Source organism: Helicobacter mehlei (assembly GCF_007280785.1).
In the GTDB taxonomy this organism is placed as follows: Bacteria; Campylobacterota; Campylobacteria; order Campylobacterales; family Helicobacteraceae; genus Helicobacter; species Helicobacter mehlei.
Window position 1 is genome coordinate 1 of record NZ_VKGC01000022.1, and the last position, 23,160, is coordinate 23,160.

The window sequence follows — 23,160 nt, forward strand, 5'->3', positions numbered from 1 at the left end:
GGCTCACTCTTGGAGTAGAGGTGCTTTAGACCCGCCAGTGGCCAAGCCTTGTTGGGACCTTCAATCCTCTAGCTTTGTTTGTTAAAAACTTATAGGTGATCACCTGTGTTGATCTCTATGATAGGTTGCGCAATCGGCCATAACAAGAATTTGATAATAAATTTGGTTATAACGAGCCCAGCACCAGCGGAAGCTGACCATCTAAATACAGCAGATACAGAATCATAAAATAATAAAAACATTATCGAAATTAAGATGAGTAGTATTTAAAAACAACGCCACGCCTCCGTGGAAAGCTTTGTTTTGCTGGAAAATGCTAACGCCTCGGTCAATCATTTAGAGATTGTCAAGCAACAATTAGCCACGCTAGAAAAGAAAATTGATTTGGGTTTGGGCCATGTTAAGCAAAATGCAAGATAAGAAGTGGCACAATAATCCTAGCGGGCCCGGTTGCCCGGGCTTGTTTGCTAATTTAGTGGCTGGCTTAGAACCACTAAAATCGCTAGGATTATTAATAATCGCATGCGGTGCTCCTTTCTGGGGAGCGACCCACAATCCCCGTTCCCTCAAAAGTCCAAGACTTGATACGCCAATAAGCCAAAGAAACACCACACGCTGTGCCACACTCTATTATACCCTAAAGTTCCCCCCATGCAACAAGATATCGTAATACTAGGCTTGGCCCTCAAAGAGTATATGCCCTACTTTTTTATTTGTCCATTGGACTAAGCACGGCCATAGTGGGGGGGGGATTGGCCACATCGGGGTCGAAGTGGTGAGCGATTATGCGCTAAAGATTTTGGAGAAGAAGTTAGGGGATAAGAAGTGATGTGTCGTCCACTTCAAAGAAACCCCGCCAATGCGGGGGAACTCTAGCGTTTTTTGCCCTTATCATTTGAATTTCAAAACGAACTTGAGCCTAAAAAAGAGACTTTAAGGCAAAATGCACGCATGCATGCATGCTTGTACATGGCGAGCCCCTTTCTATAGAAACCCTCCCGCAAAATATTTCTGAGTAGCTATCACTTTAGAAAATATAGTTAAGATTGACATACCACACATAGCGTCTGATATCTTTTATATCTGCTGTAAGTTTTTGGGGGATCATGGGAAACTTGATTCCGGCTTGGAAGGCCACATGTTCTTTAAAGCGGATTCGCCCACCTGCATTAAAAAGAAACTGGAAACCACTATGAGAAAAACTATTGTAACTCCAAGTATTACCCGCTAGTTGGATACCCCCCACTAGACCAATAGCAAAGGAATCTGCGGGGATGATATTAACAATCATATCTGCCGCCCCACCATAGGTATAAACATCCCATTTGCCCCCAGTGGGTTTCTTCCCAAACTTCTCCCAAATACGCCAATCATCAAAGAGAGCACTATTGTCCCAATCAAAGAAGCCATAAATCTGTCCGCCAAACCATTTATTGGCAAAGCCAACACCCCCCACTTGTGCGCTTAGACCGTAGAGCGAGAATCCGCTCGATAGGGCCTTCTTGTATTCGCCTCCCCCACCCTTACCTTGTTGGTAGCCAAGCCCTAGAAAAAAGCCATTTTTCTCGCCTGCTTGGACAACCTGAGTGGCACCCACCACCATTAATGCTGAGAGCACTAGACTCTTTGTTTTGATTCCAAAAACCATAAGACTCCTTGTTATCAATTAGGGTATTGCAAGAAAGCTAAAAGTGTTCCAATACCTTAAATTACCTAACCCTTTGTTTCAGATAGTAGCCAACAATCTATGCCTCCCTTAAAAAAGAACATCTTTATGGGGGCGACGTAGAAATGGGTTGGATGAGTTTTTTATGCCAGAAAAAGCTAAGAATAAACCTTTGCGCCAAGAGTAGCCCTTTTGGAATGCGCTTTTCGCCCTTTTTAACCGCCAGTTTGGCAACCATAACACCTTGCAAAATTACTTTGCAGGGGGTGCTTTTGACTTGCTCTTTAATTTCCTAGACAATACCACATGGACTTTTGGGGGTTTTGTCGGAGGAGCGGGCGGGGGGAGTGTTTGGAAGTTGCCTCATTACTCCTACGTTAATTTCCAATTTATGATTAATGTGGGTTTGCGCTTTACATATGCCTATACAAGAACTCTAAATGGGAGCTACAATGGAATAAACGCATCAAATGGCAGAAGATCATCAATGGGCTAGAGGTGGGTGTGCGTATCCCTACAATTAGAAGTTATAAAACTTACCAAGATCTTGTAGTGTTTGTGAATTATACATGGGGAACATGCTGGGGAACTTTGCGCAACTGCCACAAGCGATATTTGACTCTGATCTAGCCACTTTTTAAATCGATTTTGGCTTTACCAACCTAGAATAGCCCATTATTAAGAGATTTTTAGGATCAATACTAAAAGATTGCTCCACTCAAGTTTCAATGATCTTGGGTACGATAAAATAGCCTTCTTGAGCTTTAGGGGCGTGTTTTAAAATGCTTTGTGGGATGCTAGGATCGCAAAAAGGGACATCCTCTCTTAGAGGCGTGCTCTCTGTCTCTAAACTCTTAATACCCTCTAAATCTAGGGTACTCAGATTATCCATAAAGCCCAAGACCTCCTCTAGGTTTTGCTTGAGGGCTTGTTTGTCTTGGGGGAGTTCCAACATCGAAAGTTGGGCCAGTTTGTCTAGCAACACATCATCAATTTGCATGCCTGTCCTTTTTGCTCCATTCTAGCATGTTTTAGGGTGTGTAGATGTCTAAGTGAGATTTACGCTTTAAAAAAGCCTTGAGATCATAGATGAAACCTTGATTGAGCAACAGCCCTGATAAATCCAAATCTGCAAAACAGCGATGCGCAATGACCAAAATCACCGCATGGTAGGTGGGTTCTTGGGGCAAGGTTTGTAGGGCGGTGTTGTTAAAAAGTTCTTGCATCAGCACTAAATCCACAAGCGGATCGTAAATATCCACCACACAGCCCAAGCTCTCTAGGTCTTGTTTAAGCACAAGGCTTTGGGAATTGCGTAAATCATTGCAATTTTCTTTGAAACTCGCCCCCAAGATCAACACCCGGGCGTTTTGGATGGGCAGTTGGCGGGTGCGCAAGAGTTTGACTATTTTGTTGGCTAAAAATGTGGGCATGGCGTTGTTGATCTGGCGGCTGGCACAAATCAAGGCAGGATCATGTTGCACCCGCCTAGCTAAAAAACTCAGATAGTAAGGATCGATGCTGATACAATGCCCGCCCACCAAACCCGGAATAAAGGGCATAAAATTCCACTTGGTTTGGCAAGCCTCCAGCACTTCGTAGAGATTCACCCCCAAGCGATCTAAGAGCATCGCCATGTCGTTGATAAAGGCAATGTTTAAATCTCTTTGGGTGTTTTCTAAAATTTTAGCGCTCTCGGCTACTTCAATAGAGCTAACTAGGTGGGTTTGGCAAATCACGCGCTGGTAGAGCTGGTCAATATAGCGCGCACTCTCTAGCGTGCTCCCAGAGGTGATTTTGACAATCTCGCTTAAAGGGCGTGCATCGCCCACATTGATACGCTCGGGGGAATAACCCACAAAAAAATCGTGGTTATAGCGCAGGTGGCTAGCTTGCTCCAACAAAGGCACGCAAAATTCCCGTGTGCAGGTCGGATAGGTGGTGGATTCATAGATCACGATGCCTTGTTTTTGCAAAAAAGAGCCTGCTAGCAAAGAGGCATTTTTAAGCATGTTTAAATCAGGCTGGTTATGCGAATCGACAGGTGTGGGCACGGCGATAATGAAAACATCAACCCCGCTTAAATCTTGGGGATAAGCACTTACTTGTAAAAGGCGTGCCTTTAAAAAATCTTGCTGGCTAGCTTGTTGGTTGCGATCATGCTTGCTTTGTAGTTCCTCTATGCGTTGCCTAGAAATATCAAACCCAATGGTTTTAAAATGTTGCCCAAAGGCAAGAGCCAAGGGCAACCCCACAAAGCCCAAGCCTAAAATGCCTAAAGTGGGACTCTCTTTAAACATCCGCCACCACTTGGGCGACTTGTTTTAGCTCTAAGTGTGTCAGATAGGGATTTAAAGGCAGGCTTAAAATTTCTTGAGAAACTCTCAGAGCGTTAGGGAAGTGGCGATCAGCATAATCCAAATGCTTTAGGGGGGCTTGGTGGTGTAAAGGCTTGGGGTAGTGGATCGCACTGGGGATATGCTCTTGGGTCAGTTTAGCGATGAGTTTAGCGCGCTTGGGGTGCAAGATGGGGTATTGGGCATAAATATTAAAACGGGTAGAGTGATCAGAATCGATCCTATCTAGGGGGAGTTGTAAGCCCAGTGGTTCTAAGAGCTGATGGTAAATCTGGGCTTGGGCATGTAGGGCTTTTAGGTGGTTAGCATAGTACTTGAGCTTGACTCTTAAGATACAGGCTTGCATGGCATCTAAGCGGGCATTGAGCCCTAAATAACAATGGTTGTACTTGCCCTTTTGCCCATGGACGCGCAGGGCTTTGAGTTTGTCGTAAAGATCGCCATCATCACAAAAGATCGCCCCCCCGTCGCCATAACAGCCCAGTGGCTTAGTGGGGAAAAAACTGGTTGTGAAAATATCCGGTTTGCCCGACCCTTCATAGGGGGCTAAAAAACTTTGCGCCCCATCCTCAATTAAAAATAGGTTGTGGGCTTTAGCAATCTGGCCCAATGCGTGGCGATCGCTAGCTAGACCAAATAAACTCAAGGGCACGATGGCTTTTGTCCGGGGGGTGATCGCATGCTCAACTAACAAACTATCCATTTGGTAGGTGGCTGGATTAATATCTACTAAAACTGGCTTAGCTCCCAAGAGCAAGAGCATTTCAACAGCGGCAATAAAACCAAAGGCAGGCGTGATCACCTCATCACCCCTAGTGATCCCACAAGCCAAAAAGGCTAGAAGTAGGCTAGAGGTCCCGCTAGAGGTCCCTAAACAAAAGGCAAAACCTGCCCGTTTGGCTAGGTCTTGCTCCAAGTGTTGCACCTCTTGACCCAAGATGTATTGCGCACCCCTAGCCCCTTGTAATAACGCCTCCTCAATCTCTAGGGCATGCTCTTGGTGCAGGGTTTTTAAGTTGTAAAAATCCAAAGGTTTAAGACTCAAGCAGGCGCACAACCTGATCTTCTAAAATATAGACACTCCCATCAAAACTATCTTGTGCGCGGTTATTGACAAAGTTTAAGGGCTTTAAGGCCTTATCCACAAAGCGCACAAAACGCGCCGGGTTTCCCTTGACCATGCCAAAATCCGGGACACTTTTAGTCACCACGCTCCCAGCGGCCACAAAGGCATAAGCCCCAATGCTCACCCCACAAATGATCGTGGCATTAGCCCCAATGCTACACCCGGTTTTTAATAAGGTGGGCACAAAAGCTGATGAGGGGGTTTTAATAAAACTCCTAGGTCTTAGCACATTGGTAAAAACCACGCTAGGACCAATAAAAACTTGATCTTGGCACTCTACCCCCTCGTGCAGACTCACATTGTTTTGAATCTTGCTCCCCGCCCCTATGGACACTCTAGGACCAACCACGCAATTTTGCCCGATACTCACATGCGCCCCAATGTGTGTGTACTCGAGCAAATGGCAAAAATGCCAAATCCTAACCCCTTCTTGAATACAGATCGAATCGTCTAGGTAGCTAGAGGGGTGGATAAAGGCACTGGGGTGAATCTCATTCACAACATAGAGCCTTGTGGCATAAGGGGTGGCAATCCTCATCGGGTTTGGAAGGGCTTAAATGGCGAATCGCAGAGGCTAGCACAACGGCTGGGCGGACCACATCCACGCCATACCCCTCATCATTGAGGATTTGTTGGTAACATTTGGTGTGTAGGTTATCAAACTCACTACTAAAATCCACGTCCTTACCCTCCAACACCAGCGATCGATAAGCCCCGGTTTGTTGCAAGCCAAACCGACTCGGGTTAATGGATAAAAACCAAGAAACCTTGGCATGCTCTAAGCTCAAAAGCCCGCCGATACAATCAGGCTCATGGATGTACACCGCATTATCCACCACGTCTCCAAAAATATCCAAGAGGACATCAAAAAAATGAATCCCAATGTTGGTGGCTAGCCCCCCGCTTTTATCCTCATCGCCCTTCCAAGAATTAAAATACCACTTCCCACGCAAGACCAAGTAAGTTAAAGAGATGTGGTAAATCTTGCTGGGGTCTTCTTGCAAGCTGGCTTGGATACTATTTTTAAGATTGATGATATTGGGGTGCGTGCGCAATTGCAAGATGTTAAAAACACGGCGGTTATATTTTTTCTCTAAAGCCTTGATCTCGTCCAATTCATTGGGGTCTAACACTAGGGGCTTTTCGCAAATGGCATGAATTCCATGTGAGAGGGCAAATTCAATGTGCTCAAAATGCAAATAATTAGGCGTGCAGATCGCCATAAAATCCAAAAATTTATCTTGAGCTTTGCAATCTTGTAAATACTGGTGTAAGTCAGCTAGACTGGTGAAAAATTCACAATCCAAATAATATTGATCTAAAACGCCCACGCTGTCATGTTCATCTACTGCACAATCGAGCACATGCCCGGTCTCATAAATGGCTTTGATATGTCTGGGGGCGACAAACCCCCCTACCCCGATGATCCCAAATAACATGCATGCTCCTTGATGGCTTGTAAAATATGCAAGGCACTTGCACCCTTGCCGAAATGATTCATGTTAGCAAAACTAGCTTGACCTTTGGTTAAAAGCTCTTGAGCCTTGCTGGTAATCAAGTCTGCATGCGCGCCCACCAAGATTGCCCCCCCCATCTCTAATAATTCAGGATACTCGCTATTTTCACGCATCACCAAGACCGGAGTCTCTAAAAAACAGGCTTCCTTTTGCAACCCGCCACTATCGGTGAGCACCAAGCGCGCATGGGTGAGCATGTAGAGGGTTTCTAGGTAGGATAGTGGGGGCAAAAGAGAGACATTCTTAAAAGATAAGCCATATTGTGTGAGTGCACGCTGGGTTCTAGGGTGTAGGGCTAAAAAAAGGGGCATATTTTGAGCCAAACACTCCAAAGCGTTTAAGATACTTTGTAAGTTATCTTTGTTGTCAATGTTACCCGCCCGGTGCAAGGTGGCAAAAATAAAAGGCTTTTTTGTAGGTTCAAAGGGGGCTTTTGGGGGGTAAGCTTTGGGGGCAAAATAGCCCACATTATCTAACATCACATCCCCACTATGATAAATTTTTTGCCCCGGGCGTTGCTCTTGTTTTAAGCATGCATAAGCACTGGGTGTGGGGCAAAATAAAAGCGTGCTGAGTTGATCGGTTAAAATGCGGTTGCGCTCTTCGGGCATGCTTAAATCCCCACTCCTCAAGCCCGCCTCAATGTGAATCAAGGGGATTTTGAGGCTATGCGCGCACAACGCCCCAGCCAGCGTGGAGTTGGTGTCCCCATAGACCACAATATAATCGGGGCGTTGGATTTGGCAAAACTCTTTGAGTTTGGCAAACATAAAAGCAATGTGTTTTAAGGGAGTGAGATTAGGAGAAGCTTGTGGGAGGGTGTGCAAAGGTGGGGGCAAATCTAACTCTTTAAAAAAAGCATCGCTCATGTCTGCCCTAGAGTGTTGGTTGGTGTGGATCAAAAATTCTTGTAAGGTGGTGTTGGAATCTAAATAAGGATCGCTTAGAATTGCTCGGTGTAAGGGCTTGCTCTTGATAAATTGGGGGCGTGCCCCCACAATGCTGTAAAGAATCTTAGAATTGGTAGGAAATCTCAAAGCGGGCGTTAAAACCGGGTTCTGGGAGTGCCATGCGGATGTGCCCGGCTGTGGCGATCATGTCATCATGGGGCGCGTCCGCACTAGCTTGCCAAACAGAGGTCTGATTGACATACTGCTTGTTGAAGATATTGTTAAAGACTGCGCTCAAGAGCAAACCTTTCATGCGTCCATGGGGAGGCGACCAATTGACAAAGATACTACTCACCCCATAGCCGGGTTTGTGGATTTTCATCGTGCCATAACCCGGATAGTAAATGCTATAGCCATTGTAATACATGTTGGTAACAAAGCGGCTAAGCCATGTCAGGGTGAGTCCGGCTCTTTGGAAGGTGTAGTCAGCCTTTAGAATAACCACATTCCCATAGGTGGCCGCTAGCGCATAGGTATCGGCTAGCAAGTCGTAACTGCCCCGTTTCCCATAGGGGTTAGCCACGGTCGGCCATGAGCGTGCAAAAGAGAAAGTCCCCACAAAGCCCTTATAGCGGACATTCCCGCTGAGCTCATACCCAAAAATCGTGATGGTTTGGGGCAGATTACCCGTCAAGTTTTTAGCCGTGGCATTCCCGCCTCCATTTTTGGAAGTGTCCTGCCCGTAGGAATTGACGAAGTTATTGATCACTTGGTAGAATGCCGCCCCACGCACATTAAAATAAGGGCTGTTATAGTCAATGTTAAATTCTGCATTCTGCCCGATGGTAGGCTTCAAATTCTTTTGGTAAATCACGCTTGGATCGCGCATCAACACCCCATCCCCGGGCAATGCGCCTTTGGTTACATAAGCATAGCTCACCTTCAAGCCCAAAGAATCAATGGGGTTATATAAAATGGTCGCACTGGGGCTAAAACCAGAGGTCAAGTGGTTTTGCCCGTTTTTGTCTTTTAAAAGATAAATATCATAGCGCGTGCCCGCCCCCACAATGAGGTTTTTTAAGAAGTTATAGTTGGCTTGCATATAACCCCCGATGATATTGCCTATGGCATAGGAATTTTGGGGCAAACCACGATAGACCGCATTGGGTGAGCTCATGTTTTGCTGGTATTCCGTGCCCGGATCAACATAATAATGGCGGTAAGGCAAGCCCGGACCGGTGGGGTCATTAGGATTGACATTGCCCTTATAAAGCCCATTGCTCCCCCTAGGCAACCCCGAAAACACGCTCAAGTTTTGGTAAATCGCACCATATTCAAAGACATTCCCATAATCTGCACTAATGGGATGCTGGACCTTAACATTCACCCCAGAGTTGATCAAATAAATATTGCGCTCCAAAGTCCCCTCAGCATCGGCATTGCCCAAAGTCCAGTCATTGGCACTAGTGGATGAGGGAGCCATGTCGTATTCGGGGTATTTGGGCACCCATTGAGTCCCCACATTCGTGATGTCATACCCTCCCGTTGCTAAGGGTGTGATCGTTCCTTTTGTGCATTGGCTTTGATTAGCTTGGCACCAATCTTGCACATTGGCGATATAATCCTGATTGGTGGGTTCTTGGGAGCTGGGTAAAAAGGGATTATTGACAGGGTTATAATGCCCGTTACGCACGCTCAAAAAGGCGGTGGAGGTGATTTTGGGCTGATTGAAGGTGTCCCCACCATCGTGGTTAAATTTGAAAGAAAGGTTATTATTGGAGTTAATGGTGTGGGCTAGCTCTTTACCAAAACTGATCACAAAGGGGGCGGGTTGGGTGCCCGGGTCATTAGCCTTGCTGAGTGCACTTGTGGTGTTGGGGCGCAACAAACGAGTCGAATTGTAACGAGTCATGTTGTAGCTAATGGTCAAGCTGTCCTTATCGTTGAAGTAGGCGTTAAACTTAAGCAGGACATTATTTTGTTCGCTAGGACTGCCGATCACCTTATCGCTAGCAAAAGGATCTTCTAGATTGTAGGTGGGATTAAAGAGATTTTTCATCAAGTTATTCCCATCGCGGTAATAAAAGATATTTTGGTGGGTATAGTAGCCCAAGATGTCCCACTTTTCAGCGCGGTAAGCCGCAATAGTGTTAAAGCGCATCCCAAAGTTGGTGTAAAAACTGGCTGAGGCACTGCCCCCGTAGTTTTGCCCTTTGCGTAAAAAGTCATTAGCCCCGATAGTCTCCATCGCCATTTTTCCTGCAATCGCGCCTGGTCCTGCAGAGGCACTAGCCGCCCCCTTGATCACCTCAATTTCTTTGAGCATGCCCGGATCGATGACCGTATTAGCATCATGGTGGAAGATATTCCCATTTTGGGCGGCCCCATCAATAGTTACCCGGAGCAGGCGGCTTTCCATGCCCCGCACATAGATTTTTTGCGCCATCAGACCGCCCCCAGCGACATTGATATCTGCCCGGGTCCTAAAAAGGTCATTGACTTGGTTGCTTTGGCGTTGTTGCAATTCTTTGCGCTCAATATACATTTTGTTGTTATACTCAAAGGTGCGCTCACCCAGAGTGGTGACCTTGCCTAAAGTGTGCGATTCTTCAGCCAAGAGTGCATCTGCTCCCACTACACTTAAAATACAAAAAGCGTGTGAAAAAAGACAAGGATTTATATTGGTTTTTGGTCGATTTTTTATAGAAAAAACACCAAAAAGTTTATTGGAAAATTTCATTTATTAATCCTATGCAATTTGGTAATACTATGTGCATTCTATAGCATAGAACCTTATAATTTATTGAAAAAATGAAGAAAATAATACGGAGTGTCCATCTAAAAAACACCCCTTAAGATTTTTAGACAAAAAGTGTGGGCAACTTCAATACCCTAGCCCTGATCGGGCTTGCAACGCACTTGTGTGATGCTCTGCCCCCCTAAACCATAATTATCCGTGCTGATCTCCTCAATGATCACCACCGTGGAAGCAATGCGATCACGCTTTAAAACTTTGGCGACTACTTGGGTAACCTCTGCAATCAAGGCTTGTTTTTGCTCTTTGGTGGGTTGCCCCTCTTCTTGGGTGATTTTGATATTGATGAATGGCACAATGTTCCTTTAGTTGATTAAACCTGCTTCTTTTAAAAACCTAGAAGGCTCATAGTCTCTGCCCCTGAGCTTGTCTGTCTTGGCATAGCACAAATAGAGGTGATCCTTAGCCCGCGTGGTGGCGACATAGAATAAACGCCGCTCCTCCTCCAAGCTCCCCCCCTGTTTGGCTAATTTGGTGTTGGGGAAACGCCCCTCCATCAAATCGATCACATACACTTCTTCAAACTCTAGCCCCTTGCTGGCATGGACACTGAGCAAATGCACTCCACTCCCCTCCATAGCCTCCCTAGAGCCTAAAACCATGGCTTGTAAAAAGTCCTTCAAACTTGGGTAGGGTTGGGCTAATTTGACCAAGAGGTCTAATTTGCGTGTGATCTTTTCCTTGGCTAGATCAAAACGCCGCTCATCCAAACTCCCATCTTTGTTTTTAGAACGCTCCCTAGCCAAACCCTCTAAAATGTCTTGGAACCATGCTGTGGCAATGATATAGCCCAAACTCTGCGCACTAGAAGTGTTTTTGTGTCCTTTGGCTAGGGCAAACATGCCCCCTAAGAAGCGCGCGCTTGGGGGCGTGAGTTTGGGGTGGGCTAAGAGGGGGTGTTGTTGGAAGTCCGCCCCCAAGTTTTCAAAGCGCATGGTATTTTCTTGGGCGATCACCTCCCCAAATAAGCCCATTTTAGCACTAGTGGGGTAGGGGTTTTTGCCTTGTGGGTTTAACAAGCCTTGACGACTATCCCCTCGACCTAGTGTCTGCAAGGCTTGGTAAATCTCGTGGGCTAGGGCACTGCCCACACCCGGGGCATAGCTTAAAATATGCATGGTGGCGACCATATCTTTGCTATGGCTTAAAAAAGCGCACACATCTAAAACTAAACGCACCTCTTTACTCTCAAAAAAACTCAAACTCCCCTTGCGTCTTGAGGGGATACCCAGCTCGCGTAAAGAAGCCTCGCACCCATCGGCACTCGAATTATTGCGGAACAAGATGGCGACTTCTTCATAATGCCCCCTTTGGGCGATATTGCGCGCAATGCTTTTGTATTGCACAAACAACTCTTCAAATCCAAAGACTTGGGGTATGGAGGGGTTGGTTGGTTTCATCACCTCCAAACTCTTGGGGTAAATGCGTGGGTTGTGGGCAATAACTCTATTGGCTAAATTCAAAATGGCTTGAGAGGAACGGTAATTTTTAGTGAGGGTGAAGATACGCGCTTTGGGGTATTTGTGGGTGAAGTTGCCAATGATGGAGATGTCTGCCCCATTGAAGGCGTAAATGCTCTGATCGTAATCCCCCACACAAAAAAGACTGGGGGCATTCAAGGCATCTAGGATCGAATCTTGCAAAGGATTGGTGTCTTGGTATTCATCGCATAAGATTTCGGCAAAGTGCTGGGTGGGGGCGATGTCTTGGCGGTAAAACAAGAGCAAATCATTATAGTCCATGTAGTTGTGGGCGCGCTTGAGGGCGCAAAATTGTTCTAAGATGTCTTCATAATACGGGCTAAAATCCTCTTGATCGGGGTTGCGCTCAATTAGCCATGCACTAAAATCCAAAGCACTTTGCGCGTTGGTGTAGAGAGAATAGAGATTGTAAAGGTGTTGGGGCGCATAAAAGCCCTCTTGCTTAGATAGGCTATGATTTTCTGCAATGCTCTTGAGCAAGATATGCAATTCTTTAGGCTGTTTGAGGGTCAAATCAGGGTATTTTTGCTTCAAAAAACGCAGGGCTAGGGCATGGAAAGTGCCTGCTTGGATATTTTGGGCATGCGCACTATAAAGAGCTAAACGCTCCTTCATCTCAATACTGGCTTTATTGGTGAAAGTTAAAAGTAAAATCTCTTGGGGATGCACCCCTTGTGCTAAGAGGTGTAAAATCCGCCCCACAATGGTGGAGGTCTTGCCCGTGCCCGCTGAGGCGATGATGAGGTTATGCCCCAAGGGGGCTTGTGTGGCTTGCTGTTGCTCTAAATTGAGTTGCACGGGCTATTTTTGGGCGGCCTCGACTTCAATATTCAAGGTAACCACATCGCCAATCTTGGCTTTGCCCACTTGGGGGGCAAATTTAAAATCCGATCGCTTGATCTGACCGCTCAAAGAAAATCCGATTTTTTCCTTGCCATCTTGTTGGACAACCCCCCCGATCTCGGCTTTTAACTTGACTTTCCTGCTCACCCCGGCAATGCTGAGCGTGCCCTCAACCTGGCCATTTTGGGCATTGATTTTTTGGTATTTCTCCATCACAAAGTGGATTTCAGGGTATTTCTCCACTTTAAAAAAGTCATCGGTGCGCAAGTGGGCATCGCGGTTTTGGTTATCAGTATCCACAGAGGCGACCTTAATGATGGCTTCTAGCTTGTTAAAAGTGTGTTTAGATGGATCAAAGTCAATCACCGCACTATAATCCTTAAAATCCCCCATAACACGGCTAATCTGGAGGTGCTTGACCTTAAATCCCACATGGGTATGGGCTTTGTCAATTTGATAGGGTTTGGCTAGTAAGGGATTAAAAAGCACCCATGACAACAACGAAAGACCGATTATTTTTTTGCTTTTTTGCATCTTTTCCTCTCTTTTTACAAAAATGGGCGTGGATTATAGCATATTTGCGCTAAGGGTGCATTTGTTTCAAACGCTCTTGGGCCGCCCCTTGTGTGTAGAGTTTGGCTTGGATCACCTTTTGGTAAATGGTGCGGGCTTTTTGGAGATTTTTAGGCGTGCCCATTCCCCTTTCATAGTAATAACCCAAGTGATACAGGGCGGTTGAGAGGGTGATGCGTTGCCATGAGTTTTCGGGGAAATTGGCTATGTTTTTGAGATCCAAAGAGGCTTTTTTGGGTTGCTTGTTGAGATCGCGCACGACTTCTTGGAGCATGTGGAAACCTTGAGCTTGGCTTGCTGGATCGGTGGCATCAGCATCCATCATCGCCAAATGCATGCGCGCATTCAACGCCCCCTCACTGACCCCGCGCCCGCCTTGATCATGGTCAAGCTGGATGGCTTTTTCAAAATAAAAACGGGCCTTTAGATTGTCCTTTTTAATACCCTCCCCATTGAGATAGGCCTCACCCACAATCTCGCTACCCCGCACGCTCCCCAAATCGCTGGCTTGTTTGTAAAAGCGCAGGGCATCTTCCGGGGAATATTCCCCGTAGGTATCACCTTCTTCAAGCAAGGCACGCACTTTGGCATTGTTTTCATCGACAAACTCCGCCCCTAGAGGCAGACTCAAGAGCAACAGCACAGCGCAAGCTTGCGCACAACATTTTAAAGCACGTAGTCTATCCATGTAAAACTCCTCAATGGGATCTTTGGCGCATTTGTAGAATCACCTGTGCGCTCTGTTGGGCAATCGCTAATTCTTCATTGGTGGGTACGCGCAAGATAGACACTCCATGTTTGGTGTTTAAAGAAGCAATACCGGATTTTGGGGTGGCATTGGCTTTTGTGTCCAAATGGATACCAAAATTTTCTAAGCCCGCACACACCGCCTCTCTTAGGCGCGCGCAATTTTCCCCCACACCCCCGGTAAAGAGCAAGGCATCCACGCGCCCCAAAGCAAAGGCATAAGCCCCCACATATTTTTTGATGCGGTAGGCATAGATGTCAAAGGCCAGTTGGGCTTTTGGATCGCCTTTTTCAATCATCGCCTCAATGCCCCGCATGTCGTTGTTCCCACACACCCCCTTAAGCCCACTTTGTTTGTTAAGCATGTTGGTGGCTTGTTTGATGTCGCTATGGGTCAGCTCCATGATGTATTCGATTAAGGCTGGGTCCATGTCCCCCGAGCGCGTCCCCATCACCAAGCCCTCTAGGGGGGTTAAGCCCATCGAGGTATCCACACTCTTGCCACCTTTGATCGCGCATGCGCTCGCGCCATTGCCCAAATGCAGAGAAATTGCATTGAATTGATCGTAAGGGATATTTAAAAATTTGGCGGCTTCTTGTGCGATAAAGTGGTGGGAGGTCCCATGGAAACCATAGCGGCGTAATTTATGTTGTTCATAGAGGTGGTAGGGCAAGGCATAGACATAGGCATGGGCAGGCATGCTTTGGTGGAAAGCAGTATCAAAGACCGCCACTTGGGGGAGATTGGGCACTTGCTTTTTTAAAGCCTTGATCCCGGCTAGATTGACTGGGTTATGCAAGGGAGCTAAGGGGCAGAGTTTTTCAATGTGCTCCATAACCCGATCATCAATCAAAGTGGGGTGGATAAATAAATCCCCCCCTTGCACCACGCGGTGCCCCACGCCATCCACATGCTCGATATTGCGTAAAATCTGTAGCTCTTTGAGGACTTCTTGGACCTGTAACAAGCCTTCTTCGTGGTCTTTAATGTGGAGGCGATCTTGGATACACGCATGCCCGCCCGGGGCGTTGATTTTAATGCGCCCATATTCCTCGCCAATTTGTTCGACCAAGCCTTTGGCCAAAACAATGCCTTTATCCATGTTGAAAAGCTGGAACTTAATGGAGGAACTGCCTAGATTTAAAACCAGTATGCGCATGGGCTATCCTTGTGCCTGAATAGCGGTCATGATAATGGTATTGATCACATCTCCGACCAAACAACCCCGGCTCAAATCATTCACGGGTTTTTTGAGCCCCTGCAATACAGGACCAATGGCTAAAGTCTTAGCCGTCCGTTGCACTGCCTTATAGGCGATATTGCCCGCATCCAAATCGGGGAAAATAAAGACATTAGCCCGCCCGGCTACGGCACTTCCGGGCATTTTCTTGCTCCCTGTTTTGGGATCGATAGCCGCATCAAATTGCAAAGGACCATCAATGAGTAGAGTTGAATCCAAAGAACGGGCAATTTGCACCGCCCTAGCAACCTTATCCACATCGGGACCCTTGCCGGAGGTCCCGCTAGAATAAGAGAGCATGGCAATTCTGGGCTCAAAACCAAAACTCTTGGCAGTCGTAGCAGAGGTTAGGGCAATTTGGGCAAGTTCTTCGCTGGTGGGGTTGGGGTTGATCGCACAATCTCCAAAGACATAAACTTTTGTATCTAGGCACATAAAAAACACGCTAGAGACGATCTTGACCCCGGGGAGGAGTTTAATGGTTTGTAGTGCTGGGCGCACGGTTTCAGCCGTGGTGTGGGTCGCTCCGGAGACCATGCCATCAGCATGTCCGCCATAAACAAGCATGGTCCCAAAGTAAGTCGGGGTTTTGATGAGCTCTTGGGCTTGCTCTAAGCTTAGGCCCTTAGCTTGGCGTAGGCTATAGAGAGTTTGGGCTAACTGCTGTGTGAGGGGGGAGGTGTGGGGGTCTAGGATGGGGGTATCTTTTAAATCTAACCCAAGCTTTTGGGCATCTTGATAGACCTTGTCGGGTTGCCCTAATAAAATGACCTTAGCCACTCCAAGTTGTAAAATCGCATGCGCAGCTCTTAAAATGCGCTCATCTTGGCTTTCGGGTAAAACAATGGTTTTCACATCTTTTTTAGCGCGTGCCAACAAGCCATGTTGGAAACACACCGGGCTCACACATGTAGAGTTGGCTTGTTCTAAACTCTCAAAAGCATCTTTGGTGGGTTGGGCGTTGAGATTAGCTAAGATCAGATCGGGAAGTTCTAAGGCTAGACCTGATGTGAGCAAACTCAAAGGATTTAACAAGCCTACATTTTTGAAACTGGCATGGGCAAGCTGGACCTCAGCGGCTAGGTTAGGACTAGGCAACAATGCATTCACCACAACCAAATTAAGGTGTTGGGCGATGGTGTCTAGTAAGCGCGAATCAAAACTTTGCAAGGGCTCAAAACAAGAGGCCACCACCACGACATAATCATGGTAAGTAGCCAAATTTTGGTAAATTTCTAAAATGTCGGTGAAAACCCCCTCATCTTGTTTGGCCAGCCTCTCTAACACCTCTGGAATGCCCAAGCCACAGACTGCCTGAAAATTCTCACAATCTCCTACCGGTGCAAACAAGGCGACACTCTTGCCATGTGTTTTGAAGAGGTCTTGTAAATAACGGATGGCTTTTTCCTCTAAACTCTTGGGTGTGTGCAACAAAATCCCATGACCCATGCTGATCCTTTTTGTTTTTGTTTATAAAATTGATTATAGCCAATATGGTAAATGTTTTACGCCTTGTGGGCTTTAGCCTTTAGATTTTGTAGATATTTGACACAAGCTCTAAGAGTTGGTTTAAGACTTGTGAGGGGCATTGGTTGGCGTTGAGAGTGTGGGTCGCCATGCGTGCATAGAAGGGATGGCGTTGGGTGTAGAGAGTGTGGAGCTGTGTTGTATTTTCAAATAGAGGGCGGGGGTTGCTATCTTGCTGGAGGCGCGCTAGGATCACCTCAAAATCAGCGTGCAAATAAATGATCTCCCCCAAACCTTCTAAAGGATGGAAAATGGGCATGCCCCCCCCCGTGGCGACCACAAGGCAAGTTTGCTGGCTAATTTGCTGGATAAGCCGCCCCTCTAATCCCCTAAAATAATCCTGCCCATGCTTCAAAAAAATCGCCCCAATGTCCAAACCTACCTCTTGACTAATGGCAACATCGGTGTCTAAAAATCCCCAATTTAATTTTTCAGCCAACAAAGCCCCTAGCGTGCTCTTCCCACTCCCCATAAAGCCCACAAGCCAAATCTTAGTCCCGTTCAAATAGCTTTGCCCCCAAATACTGCCCGTGAGTTGCCTTTTCGATCTCAATCAGGCGGTTGTATTTAGCGGTGCGTTCGCCCCGTGTGGGGGCTCCGGTTTTAATCTGTCCGGTGTTCATCGCCACGCTAAAATCAGCGATAAAGGTATCCTCACTCTCCCCACTTCTATGACTCATCACGCAAGCATAACCCGATTTTTGGGCTAGACGCATGGTCTCTAGGGTTTGGGATAGGGTCCCAATTTGGTTGGGCTTGATTAAAATCGCATTGGCTAGGTGTTGTTTAATGCCTTGTTGTAAAAGTTTGGGGTTAGTTACAAAGAGATCATCGCCCACTAATTGCACCTTGTGCCCAAGTTTTTGCGTGAGTTCCGCCCACCCACTATAATCCTCCTCAGCTAGTCCATCTTCGATCGATACAATGGGGTATTTTTGGAGCAAATTAGCATAATAGTCAATTAGCCCACCCGATTCTAAAACCTTGCCCTCACTTTTTAGCTCATAACGCCCCTCTTGGCTGTAAAGCTCACTGCTAGCCACATCTAGGGCTAGGGCAATTTGTTCCCCGGGTAAATAGCCGGCCTTTTCAATGGCTTTTAAAATCCACTCCAAAGGCTCAGTATTGTTTTTAAAATCGGGGGCAAACCCGCCCTCATCGCCCACGCCCACGCTAAAATGCGACTCAGCCAACATCTTTTTTAAATGCTGATAGACCTCCACGCTAGCCCGCAATGCCTCCCTAAAACTCTCAAATTTTAAGGGCATGATCATGTATTCTTGGAAGTCTAGGCGGTTATTGGCATGCGCACCCCCATTGATGATATTGAGCATGGGCGTGGGCAAGATGCGTGCGTTGATCCCACCTAAGTAGTTGTATAAGGGCATGTGTAGCGATCGCGAACATGCCCGCGCTACTGCCAAAGACACGCCCAAAGTGGCATTCGCCCCCAAATGTGAGAGATTAGCCGTATTGTCCAAGCCTAGCAAGATCGCATCGATCTTAGCTTGGTTAAAGGGGTCTTGTCCCACTAGGGCTTCTTGGATCGCATGATTCACATGCGCGCATGCCTGCAACACCCCTTTACCTAAAAAACGCCCCAAATCTTGATCGCGTAATTCCAACGCCTCGTTTTTGCCTGTGCTCGCCCCACTGGGCACAATGGCTAGCCCCATGCTGTGATCGCTGAGCACCACCAACGCCTTTAGTGTGGGCTGTCCTCGGCTATCCAGCACCTCATACGCACTCACTTCTGTAATTTCCATACAAATCCTTTCAAAACCCCCATTTTAGCAAAGATTAGAAAATCCAAAGAGAGCTTAAGATAAAATAAGCAGAAACTAAGGACACGCAATGGACTTCCCCCCCTTTGATTTGGCTTGGCAACAAATTTACTACCAAATCTGGAAAAGTAGGGGCTATTTTGGAGTGAGCCCAGATCGACCCAAGAAATTTGCGATCATGATGCCCCCGCCCAATGTAACCGGCAGGTTGCACATCGGGCACGCGCTCACCATGAGCTTGCAAGATATTTTGGCGCGCTTTAAACGCATGGATGGCTATAGCGTGCTTTACCAGCCCGGTTTGGATCACGCCGGGATTGCCACCCAAAATGTGGTGGAAAAACAGCTTTTAGCCCAAGGGATGACAAAAGAGCAGATCGGGCGAGAAGGCTTTATTGAAAAGGTTTGGGAGTGGAAAGAGCAATGCGCGCATGCCATTGTGGATCAATTGCAAAGCTTGGGGATTTCATGCGCATGGGATCGCCTGCGTTTCACAATGGATCGCGGACTAGAAAGAGCGGTCAAACTCGCCTTTAAAACTTGGTTTGATCGGGGCTTGATTGTGCAAGATACCTATATGATTAATTGGTGTTGCAAAGATGGCGCGCTAGCTGATATTGAGGTGGAATACGAACAAGAATTAGGCAAGCTTTATCATCTGCGTTATCCCCTAGAGCAAGGGGGTTTTGTGGTGGTGGCGACCACACGCCCAGAGACTCTTTTTGGAGATGTGGCTTTAATGGTGAATCCCAAAGATGGGCGTTATGAGCACCTCATCGGGCAAAGGGCAATTTTACCCCTAAAGGGGCATGCCATCCCCATTATTGCCGATGACTATGTGGATCCAAGTTTTGGGAGTGGGTGTGTCAAGGTGACCCCGGCTCACGATCCCAATGACTACGAGGTGGGGCAAAGACACCAGCTAAAACCCTTAGTGGTTTTTGATGAAAAGGGCATCTTTAACGAGGAGGCTGGGGAATTTGCCCACTTGGATCGCCTACAGGCACGCCCCTTAGTTGTGGAGTCTTTGCAAAAACAAGGCTTTGTGGAAAAAATTGAGGAGTACACCCACCAAGTGGGCAAGTGCTACCGGTGCAATAGTGCCATTGAGCCCTATATCTCCAAACAGTGGTTTTTAAAAAAAGAAGTGGCGCAAGGCTCCATTGAAAAAGTCAAACAGGGCCTTAGCACCTTTTATCCTGCCCATTGGCGCAATAATTACAATGCGTGGATGGAAAATTTGCGCGATTGGTGCATTAGCCGGCAACTTTGGTGGGGGCATCGCATTCCCGTTTTCACTTGCGCTCAAGGACACCAATTTGCCAGCGTGGAAAACCCCATCACTTGCCCCACTTGTGGCAACGCAGAATTTAGTCAAGATCACGATGTGCTAGACACTTGGTTTAGCTCCGCGCTTTGGGCGTTTAGCACTTTGGGCTGGGGGCAAGAGAGCGCACCCGAGTTTAGAGAGCAGGATTTACAAGATTTTTACCCTAATAGTGTATTGGTGACCGGCTTTGATATTTTGTTTTTTTGGGTGGCACGCATGCTGTTGGCTGGGGAGAGTCTATTGGGCAAATTGCCCTTCAAACATATCTATTTACACGCCCTTGTGCGCGATGAACATGGCAACAAAATGAGCAAATCTAAGGGCAATGTGATCGACCCTTTGGAGATCATTGAGCGCGAGGGGAGCGATAGCTTACGCTTTGCTTTGGCGATGTTGTGCGTGCAGGGGCGGGATTTACGCCTAAGCAAGGATACCATCACCCAAGCACGCCATTTTACCCACAAACTCTATAACGCCAGCTTGTTTTTGGCTAAAAATTTGGGCGAGGTAGGGGGGGATTTAGCCCACACCCCCAGCACGCCCACCACCATGCTAGGGCGTTATGCACAATCACGCCTGAATGCCACCACTAAAGAGGTGCGCACAGCCTTAGAACAATACCGCTTTAATGATGTGGCGACCTTGCTTTACCGCTTTTTGTGGGGCGAGTTTTGCGATTGGTTTGTGGAGTTTTCTAAGGGTTATAAGCAAAGTGGCGATGCACCCCTAGTTTTTGGCGAACTGGTTAGCATTCTCAAGCAGGGCTTGCAACTCTTACACCCCCTCATGCCCTATAGCACCGAATACCTCTACCAAACCCTAAGCGGCACAAGCTTAGAGCAAAGCCCCTCAATTATGCTGAGTGCCTATCCCAAGGACACCCAACAAGATTTGGAGCTAGAGGCATGTTTTGATGCCATTAAAGAGGCGATCATAGTCCTAAGGCGGATCAAAATCTTACTCAATACGCCCATCACCCAAGCCTTTGTGCAAAGTAAAATCCCCCTAGATTCACAAGCCCTGCACTTGATTGCCAAACTCTCTAAGATCGCTTCTGTCCAAATGGTGAGTCAAAAGCCCGCCCAGAGCTTAAGCGATGTGGGTGAATTGGTGAGTGTGCATGTGGATTTGAGCGGGATTGATGTGAGTGCACTCATCAAGCGTTTACAAGCCCAGCTGGACAAGCTAGCCAAAGAAAAAGCCAAGCTCAACCTAGATAATCCGCACTTTTTAGCCAAAGCCCCTAAAGAGTTACTAGAGAGTCTGCAGGCGCGTTTGGCTACAATCACCCACAAAGAAGAAGAAATCCAAAGAGAACTAGACTTGCTACAAGCTTAATAAAGGAAGAATATGTTTGAAACTCTCACCCAATCTTTTAAAAATGCACTAGGCAAAATCCGCTTCCAAGACGATCAAAAAGCCTTAGAAAAAGCTTTAGAGGAACTCAAAAAAGCCCTACTGAGAAACGATGTGCACCACAAGGTTGCTAAGGAATTGGTCAAAAACATTGAGGTCAAGACCAAAACTAAGGGCATTGGCAAACAACAATTTTTAGATTCTTTGCAAGAGAGTTTATTAGAGATTTTGAGTGTACCAGGAGGGGCTAGTGGCTTTGTCTTTGCTCCAAAACCCCCGACCATTGTTTTGATGTGTGGCTTGCAAGGGGGGGGTAAAACCACCACTTGCGCCAAATTGGCTAACTACCTCAAAACCCGCCATAAAAAAGTCTTGTTGGTAGCTTGCGATCTAGAACGCCTCGCAGCCATCGAGCAATTACAGGTTTTGGGCGCGCAGATTGAAACCGAAGTTTTTTGGCAAGAAGGCTCAGTGGTGGAGATTGCTAAGGGGGCATTAAAACGCGCCCTAGAGGGGCAATTTGATGTGATGATCGTAGATAGCGCGGGGCGTTTAGCTATTGATAAGCCCTTGATGGCAGAGCTTAAAGCCCTCAAAGAGGTGCTCAACCCCTTAGAAACCTTTTATGTCGCCGATGCGCTCAGCGGACAAGATGGCGTGCGCAGCGCACAGACCTTCCATGAGGAAATCGGGCTTAGCGGTGTGATCTTAAGCAAGTTTGATAGCGATTCTAAGGGGGGGGTGGCATTAGGCATTGCCTACCAGTTGCAAATCCCCTTGCGTTTTATTGGGCATGGCGAGAAAATCCCCGATTTAGATGTGTTCATTCCCGATCGCATCGCAAACCGTCTCATGGGGGCGGGAGATATTGTGAGTTTGGCAGAGAAAACCGCCAGCGTGATTGATGCCAAAGATGCTAAGGAACTTTCTAAAAAACTCAAAAAAGGGCAATTTGGCTTTAACGACTTTTTGGAACAAATTGAGAAAATCAAAAAATTAGGCTCGATTAGCACGCTGGTGTCCATGATCCCCGGGCTTAGCAATGTGGCAGGCGCGCTCAAAAATACCGATTTAGAAAACTCCGCTGAGATCAAGAAAATTAAGGCTATGGTCGCCTCCATGACAGCTAAAGAGCGCGATAACCCCAGTATTTTAAATGGGAGTCGTAAAAAGCGCATCGCTTTGGGGGCAGGGTTAGAGGTGGCTGAGATCAACCGCATTTTAAAACGCTTCGATCAGGCCAGCCAGCTAGCCAAGAAAATGAGCTCAAAGGGTGGGGTGGCTAACTTACTCCAAATGCTCCAACAACAAGGGGGGGGGGGTGGTTAAGAGATAAAAAATCTAACAAATAGGGGCGTATTTGTGGTTTGTTCTATGCCCTCCGCATCATATTTAAGCCCCTCCTAAGCTTTAAAATCCTATAATTGCGTTTTGCCAAAGTTAAAGCGGTTTAAAAATCCGAAGGTTTAAAGACCGAAGCGGTTTTAAAAAAGCTTAAACTTCATACGCAACGATCTTTGACATTTAAGCAAGAGAGTCTTGTAGCCAAATTTGTTTTTTGTTTTGTTTTGGCTTTAAGGACTCTAGTTTTGACACAACTTGTCTAATAGAGTAATCTTGAGCCAGTTTGGGATTTAAACTTAACTTTATGGAGAGTTTGATCCTGGCTCAGAGTGAACGCTGGCGGCGTGCCTAATACATGCAAGTCGAACGATGAAGCCTAGCTTGCTAGGCGGATTAGTGGCGCACGGGTGAGTAACGCATAGATGACATGCCCTTTAGTTTGGGATAGCCACTAGAAATGGTGATTAATACCAAATACTACCCTATGGGGGAAAGATTTATCGCTAAAGGATTGGTCTATGTCCTATCAGCTTGTTGGTGAGGTAAAGGCTCACCAAGGCTAT

At 46.8% G+C, this 23,160-nt stretch carries 17 protein-coding genes, 1 rRNA gene and 1 pseudogene; 3 read left to right on the forward strand and 16 right to left on the reverse strand.

From position 1 onward, the window contains the following. Positions 1–1,027: 1,027 nt before the first annotated feature. From FNE76_RS06815 to eno, 16 genes and pseudogenes are all read right to left on the reverse strand, one after another. Complete coding sequence (locus FNE76_RS06815) at positions 1,028–1,603, reverse strand: outer membrane beta-barrel protein (protein ID WP_162983103.1); 576 nt, start codon at positions 1,601–1,603, stop codon at positions 1,028–1,030. 781 nt (positions 1,604–2,384) lie between these two features. Continuing rightward, positions 2,385–2,666, reverse strand: coding sequence for an Asp-tRNA(Asn)/Glu-tRNA(Gln) amidotransferase subunit GatC (gene gatC, locus FNE76_RS06825; RefSeq protein ID WP_120948629.1), 282 nt, complete (start codon positions 2,664–2,666; stop codon positions 2,385–2,387). A gap of 31 nt (positions 2,667–2,697) precedes the next feature. After that, positions 2,698–3,966 (reverse strand): nucleotide sugar dehydrogenase, encoded by a 1,269-nt coding sequence (locus tag FNE76_RS06830; RefSeq protein ID WP_120948630.1) that lies wholly within the window; start codon positions 3,964–3,966, stop codon positions 2,698–2,700. Next, positions 3,959–5,080 (reverse strand): DegT/DnrJ/EryC1/StrS family aminotransferase, encoded by a 1,122-nt coding sequence (locus tag FNE76_RS06835; RefSeq protein WP_120948631.1) that lies wholly within the window; start codon positions 5,078–5,080, stop codon positions 3,959–3,961. The genes FNE76_RS06830 and FNE76_RS06835 overlap by 8 nt, the downstream gene beginning before the upstream one ends. Next, a complete protein-coding gene (locus FNE76_RS06840) occupies positions 5,058–5,648 on the reverse strand; it encodes an acyltransferase (RefSeq protein WP_185963023.1) in 591 nt (196 codons plus the stop codon). The genes FNE76_RS06835 and FNE76_RS06840 overlap by 23 nt, the downstream gene beginning before the upstream one ends. After that, a complete protein-coding gene (locus tag FNE76_RS06845; protein ID WP_120948632.1) occupies positions 5,641–6,588 on the reverse strand; it encodes a Gfo/Idh/MocA family protein in 948 nt (315 codons plus the stop codon). The genes FNE76_RS06840 and FNE76_RS06845 overlap by 8 nt, the downstream gene beginning before the upstream one ends. After that, positions 6,564–7,703, reverse strand: coding sequence for a non-hydrolyzing UDP-N-acetylglucosamine 2-epimerase (wecB, locus tag FNE76_RS06850; protein WP_120948633.1), 1,140 nt, complete (start codon positions 7,701–7,703; stop codon positions 6,564–6,566). The genes FNE76_RS06845 and wecB overlap by 25 nt, the downstream gene beginning before the upstream one ends. Continuing rightward, positions 7,681–10,200, reverse strand: a pseudogene (locus FNE76_RS06855) (TonB-dependent receptor domain-containing protein); the annotation flags it as partial. The pseudogene FNE76_RS06855 and the gene wecB, both read right to left, overlap by 23 nt. Before the next feature lie 248 nt (positions 10,201–10,448). Beyond that, positions 10,449–10,667: a 2-hydroxymuconate tautomerase family protein gene (locus FNE76_RS06860; RefSeq protein WP_120948635.1), complete on the reverse strand. Its 219-nt coding sequence runs from the start codon at positions 10,665–10,667 to the stop codon at positions 10,449–10,451. Between the two features lie 9 nt (positions 10,668–10,676). Then, positions 10,677–12,650, reverse strand: coding sequence for an ATP-dependent helicase (locus tag FNE76_RS06865; protein ID WP_120948636.1), 1,974 nt, complete (start codon positions 12,648–12,650; stop codon positions 10,677–10,679). Positions 12,651–12,653: 3 nt separating this feature from the next. Further along, a complete protein-coding gene (locus FNE76_RS06870; protein WP_120948637.1) occupies positions 12,654–13,229 on the reverse strand; it encodes a YceI family protein in 576 nt (191 codons plus the stop codon). Positions 13,230–13,278: 49 nt separating this feature from the next. Beyond that, the gene (locus FNE76_RS06875) at positions 13,279–13,956 is read right to left on the reverse strand and encodes an SEL1-like repeat protein (protein ID WP_120948638.1); all 678 of its coding nucleotides are present in this window, start codon (positions 13,954–13,956) and stop codon (positions 13,279–13,281) included. 10 nt (positions 13,957–13,966) lie between these two features. Beyond that, a complete protein-coding gene (locus tag FNE76_RS06880; RefSeq protein ID WP_120948639.1) occupies positions 13,967–15,175 on the reverse strand; it encodes an acetate kinase in 1,209 nt (402 codons plus the stop codon). 3 nt (positions 15,176–15,178) lie between these two features. Continuing rightward, the gene (gene pta / locus FNE76_RS06885; RefSeq protein ID WP_143928453.1) at positions 15,179–16,705 is read right to left on the reverse strand and encodes a phosphate acetyltransferase; all 1,527 of its coding nucleotides are present in this window, start codon (positions 16,703–16,705) and stop codon (positions 15,179–15,181) included. A 79-nt stretch (positions 16,706–16,784) separates the two neighbouring features. Further along, positions 16,785–17,288 (reverse strand): shikimate kinase, encoded by a 504-nt coding sequence (locus FNE76_RS06890; RefSeq protein ID WP_120948640.1) that lies wholly within the window; start codon positions 17,286–17,288, stop codon positions 16,785–16,787. Beyond that, entirely contained in the window at positions 17,275–18,549 is a 1,275-nt protein-coding gene (eno, locus tag FNE76_RS06895; protein ID WP_120948641.1) for a phosphopyruvate hydratase, read from the reverse strand. The genes FNE76_RS06890 and eno overlap by 14 nt, the downstream gene beginning before the upstream one ends. Before the next feature lie 88 nt (positions 18,550–18,637). On the opposite strand from eno, the gene FNE76_RS06900 reads away from it, so the two are divergent. From FNE76_RS06900 to FNE76_RS06910, 3 genes are all read left to right on the forward strand, one after another. Further along, entirely contained in the window at positions 18,638–21,235 is a 2,598-nt protein-coding gene (locus FNE76_RS06900; protein WP_120948642.1) for a valine--tRNA ligase, read from the forward strand. Positions 21,236–21,247: 12 nt separating this feature from the next. Then, the gene (gene ffh / locus FNE76_RS06905; RefSeq protein ID WP_143928454.1) at positions 21,248–22,582 is read left to right on the forward strand and encodes a signal recognition particle protein; all 1,335 of its coding nucleotides are present in this window, start codon (positions 21,248–21,250) and stop codon (positions 22,580–22,582) included. A gap of 316 nt (positions 22,583–22,898) precedes the next feature. Beyond that, positions 22,899–23,160, forward strand: a 16S ribosomal RNA gene (locus tag FNE76_RS06910); the annotation flags it as partial.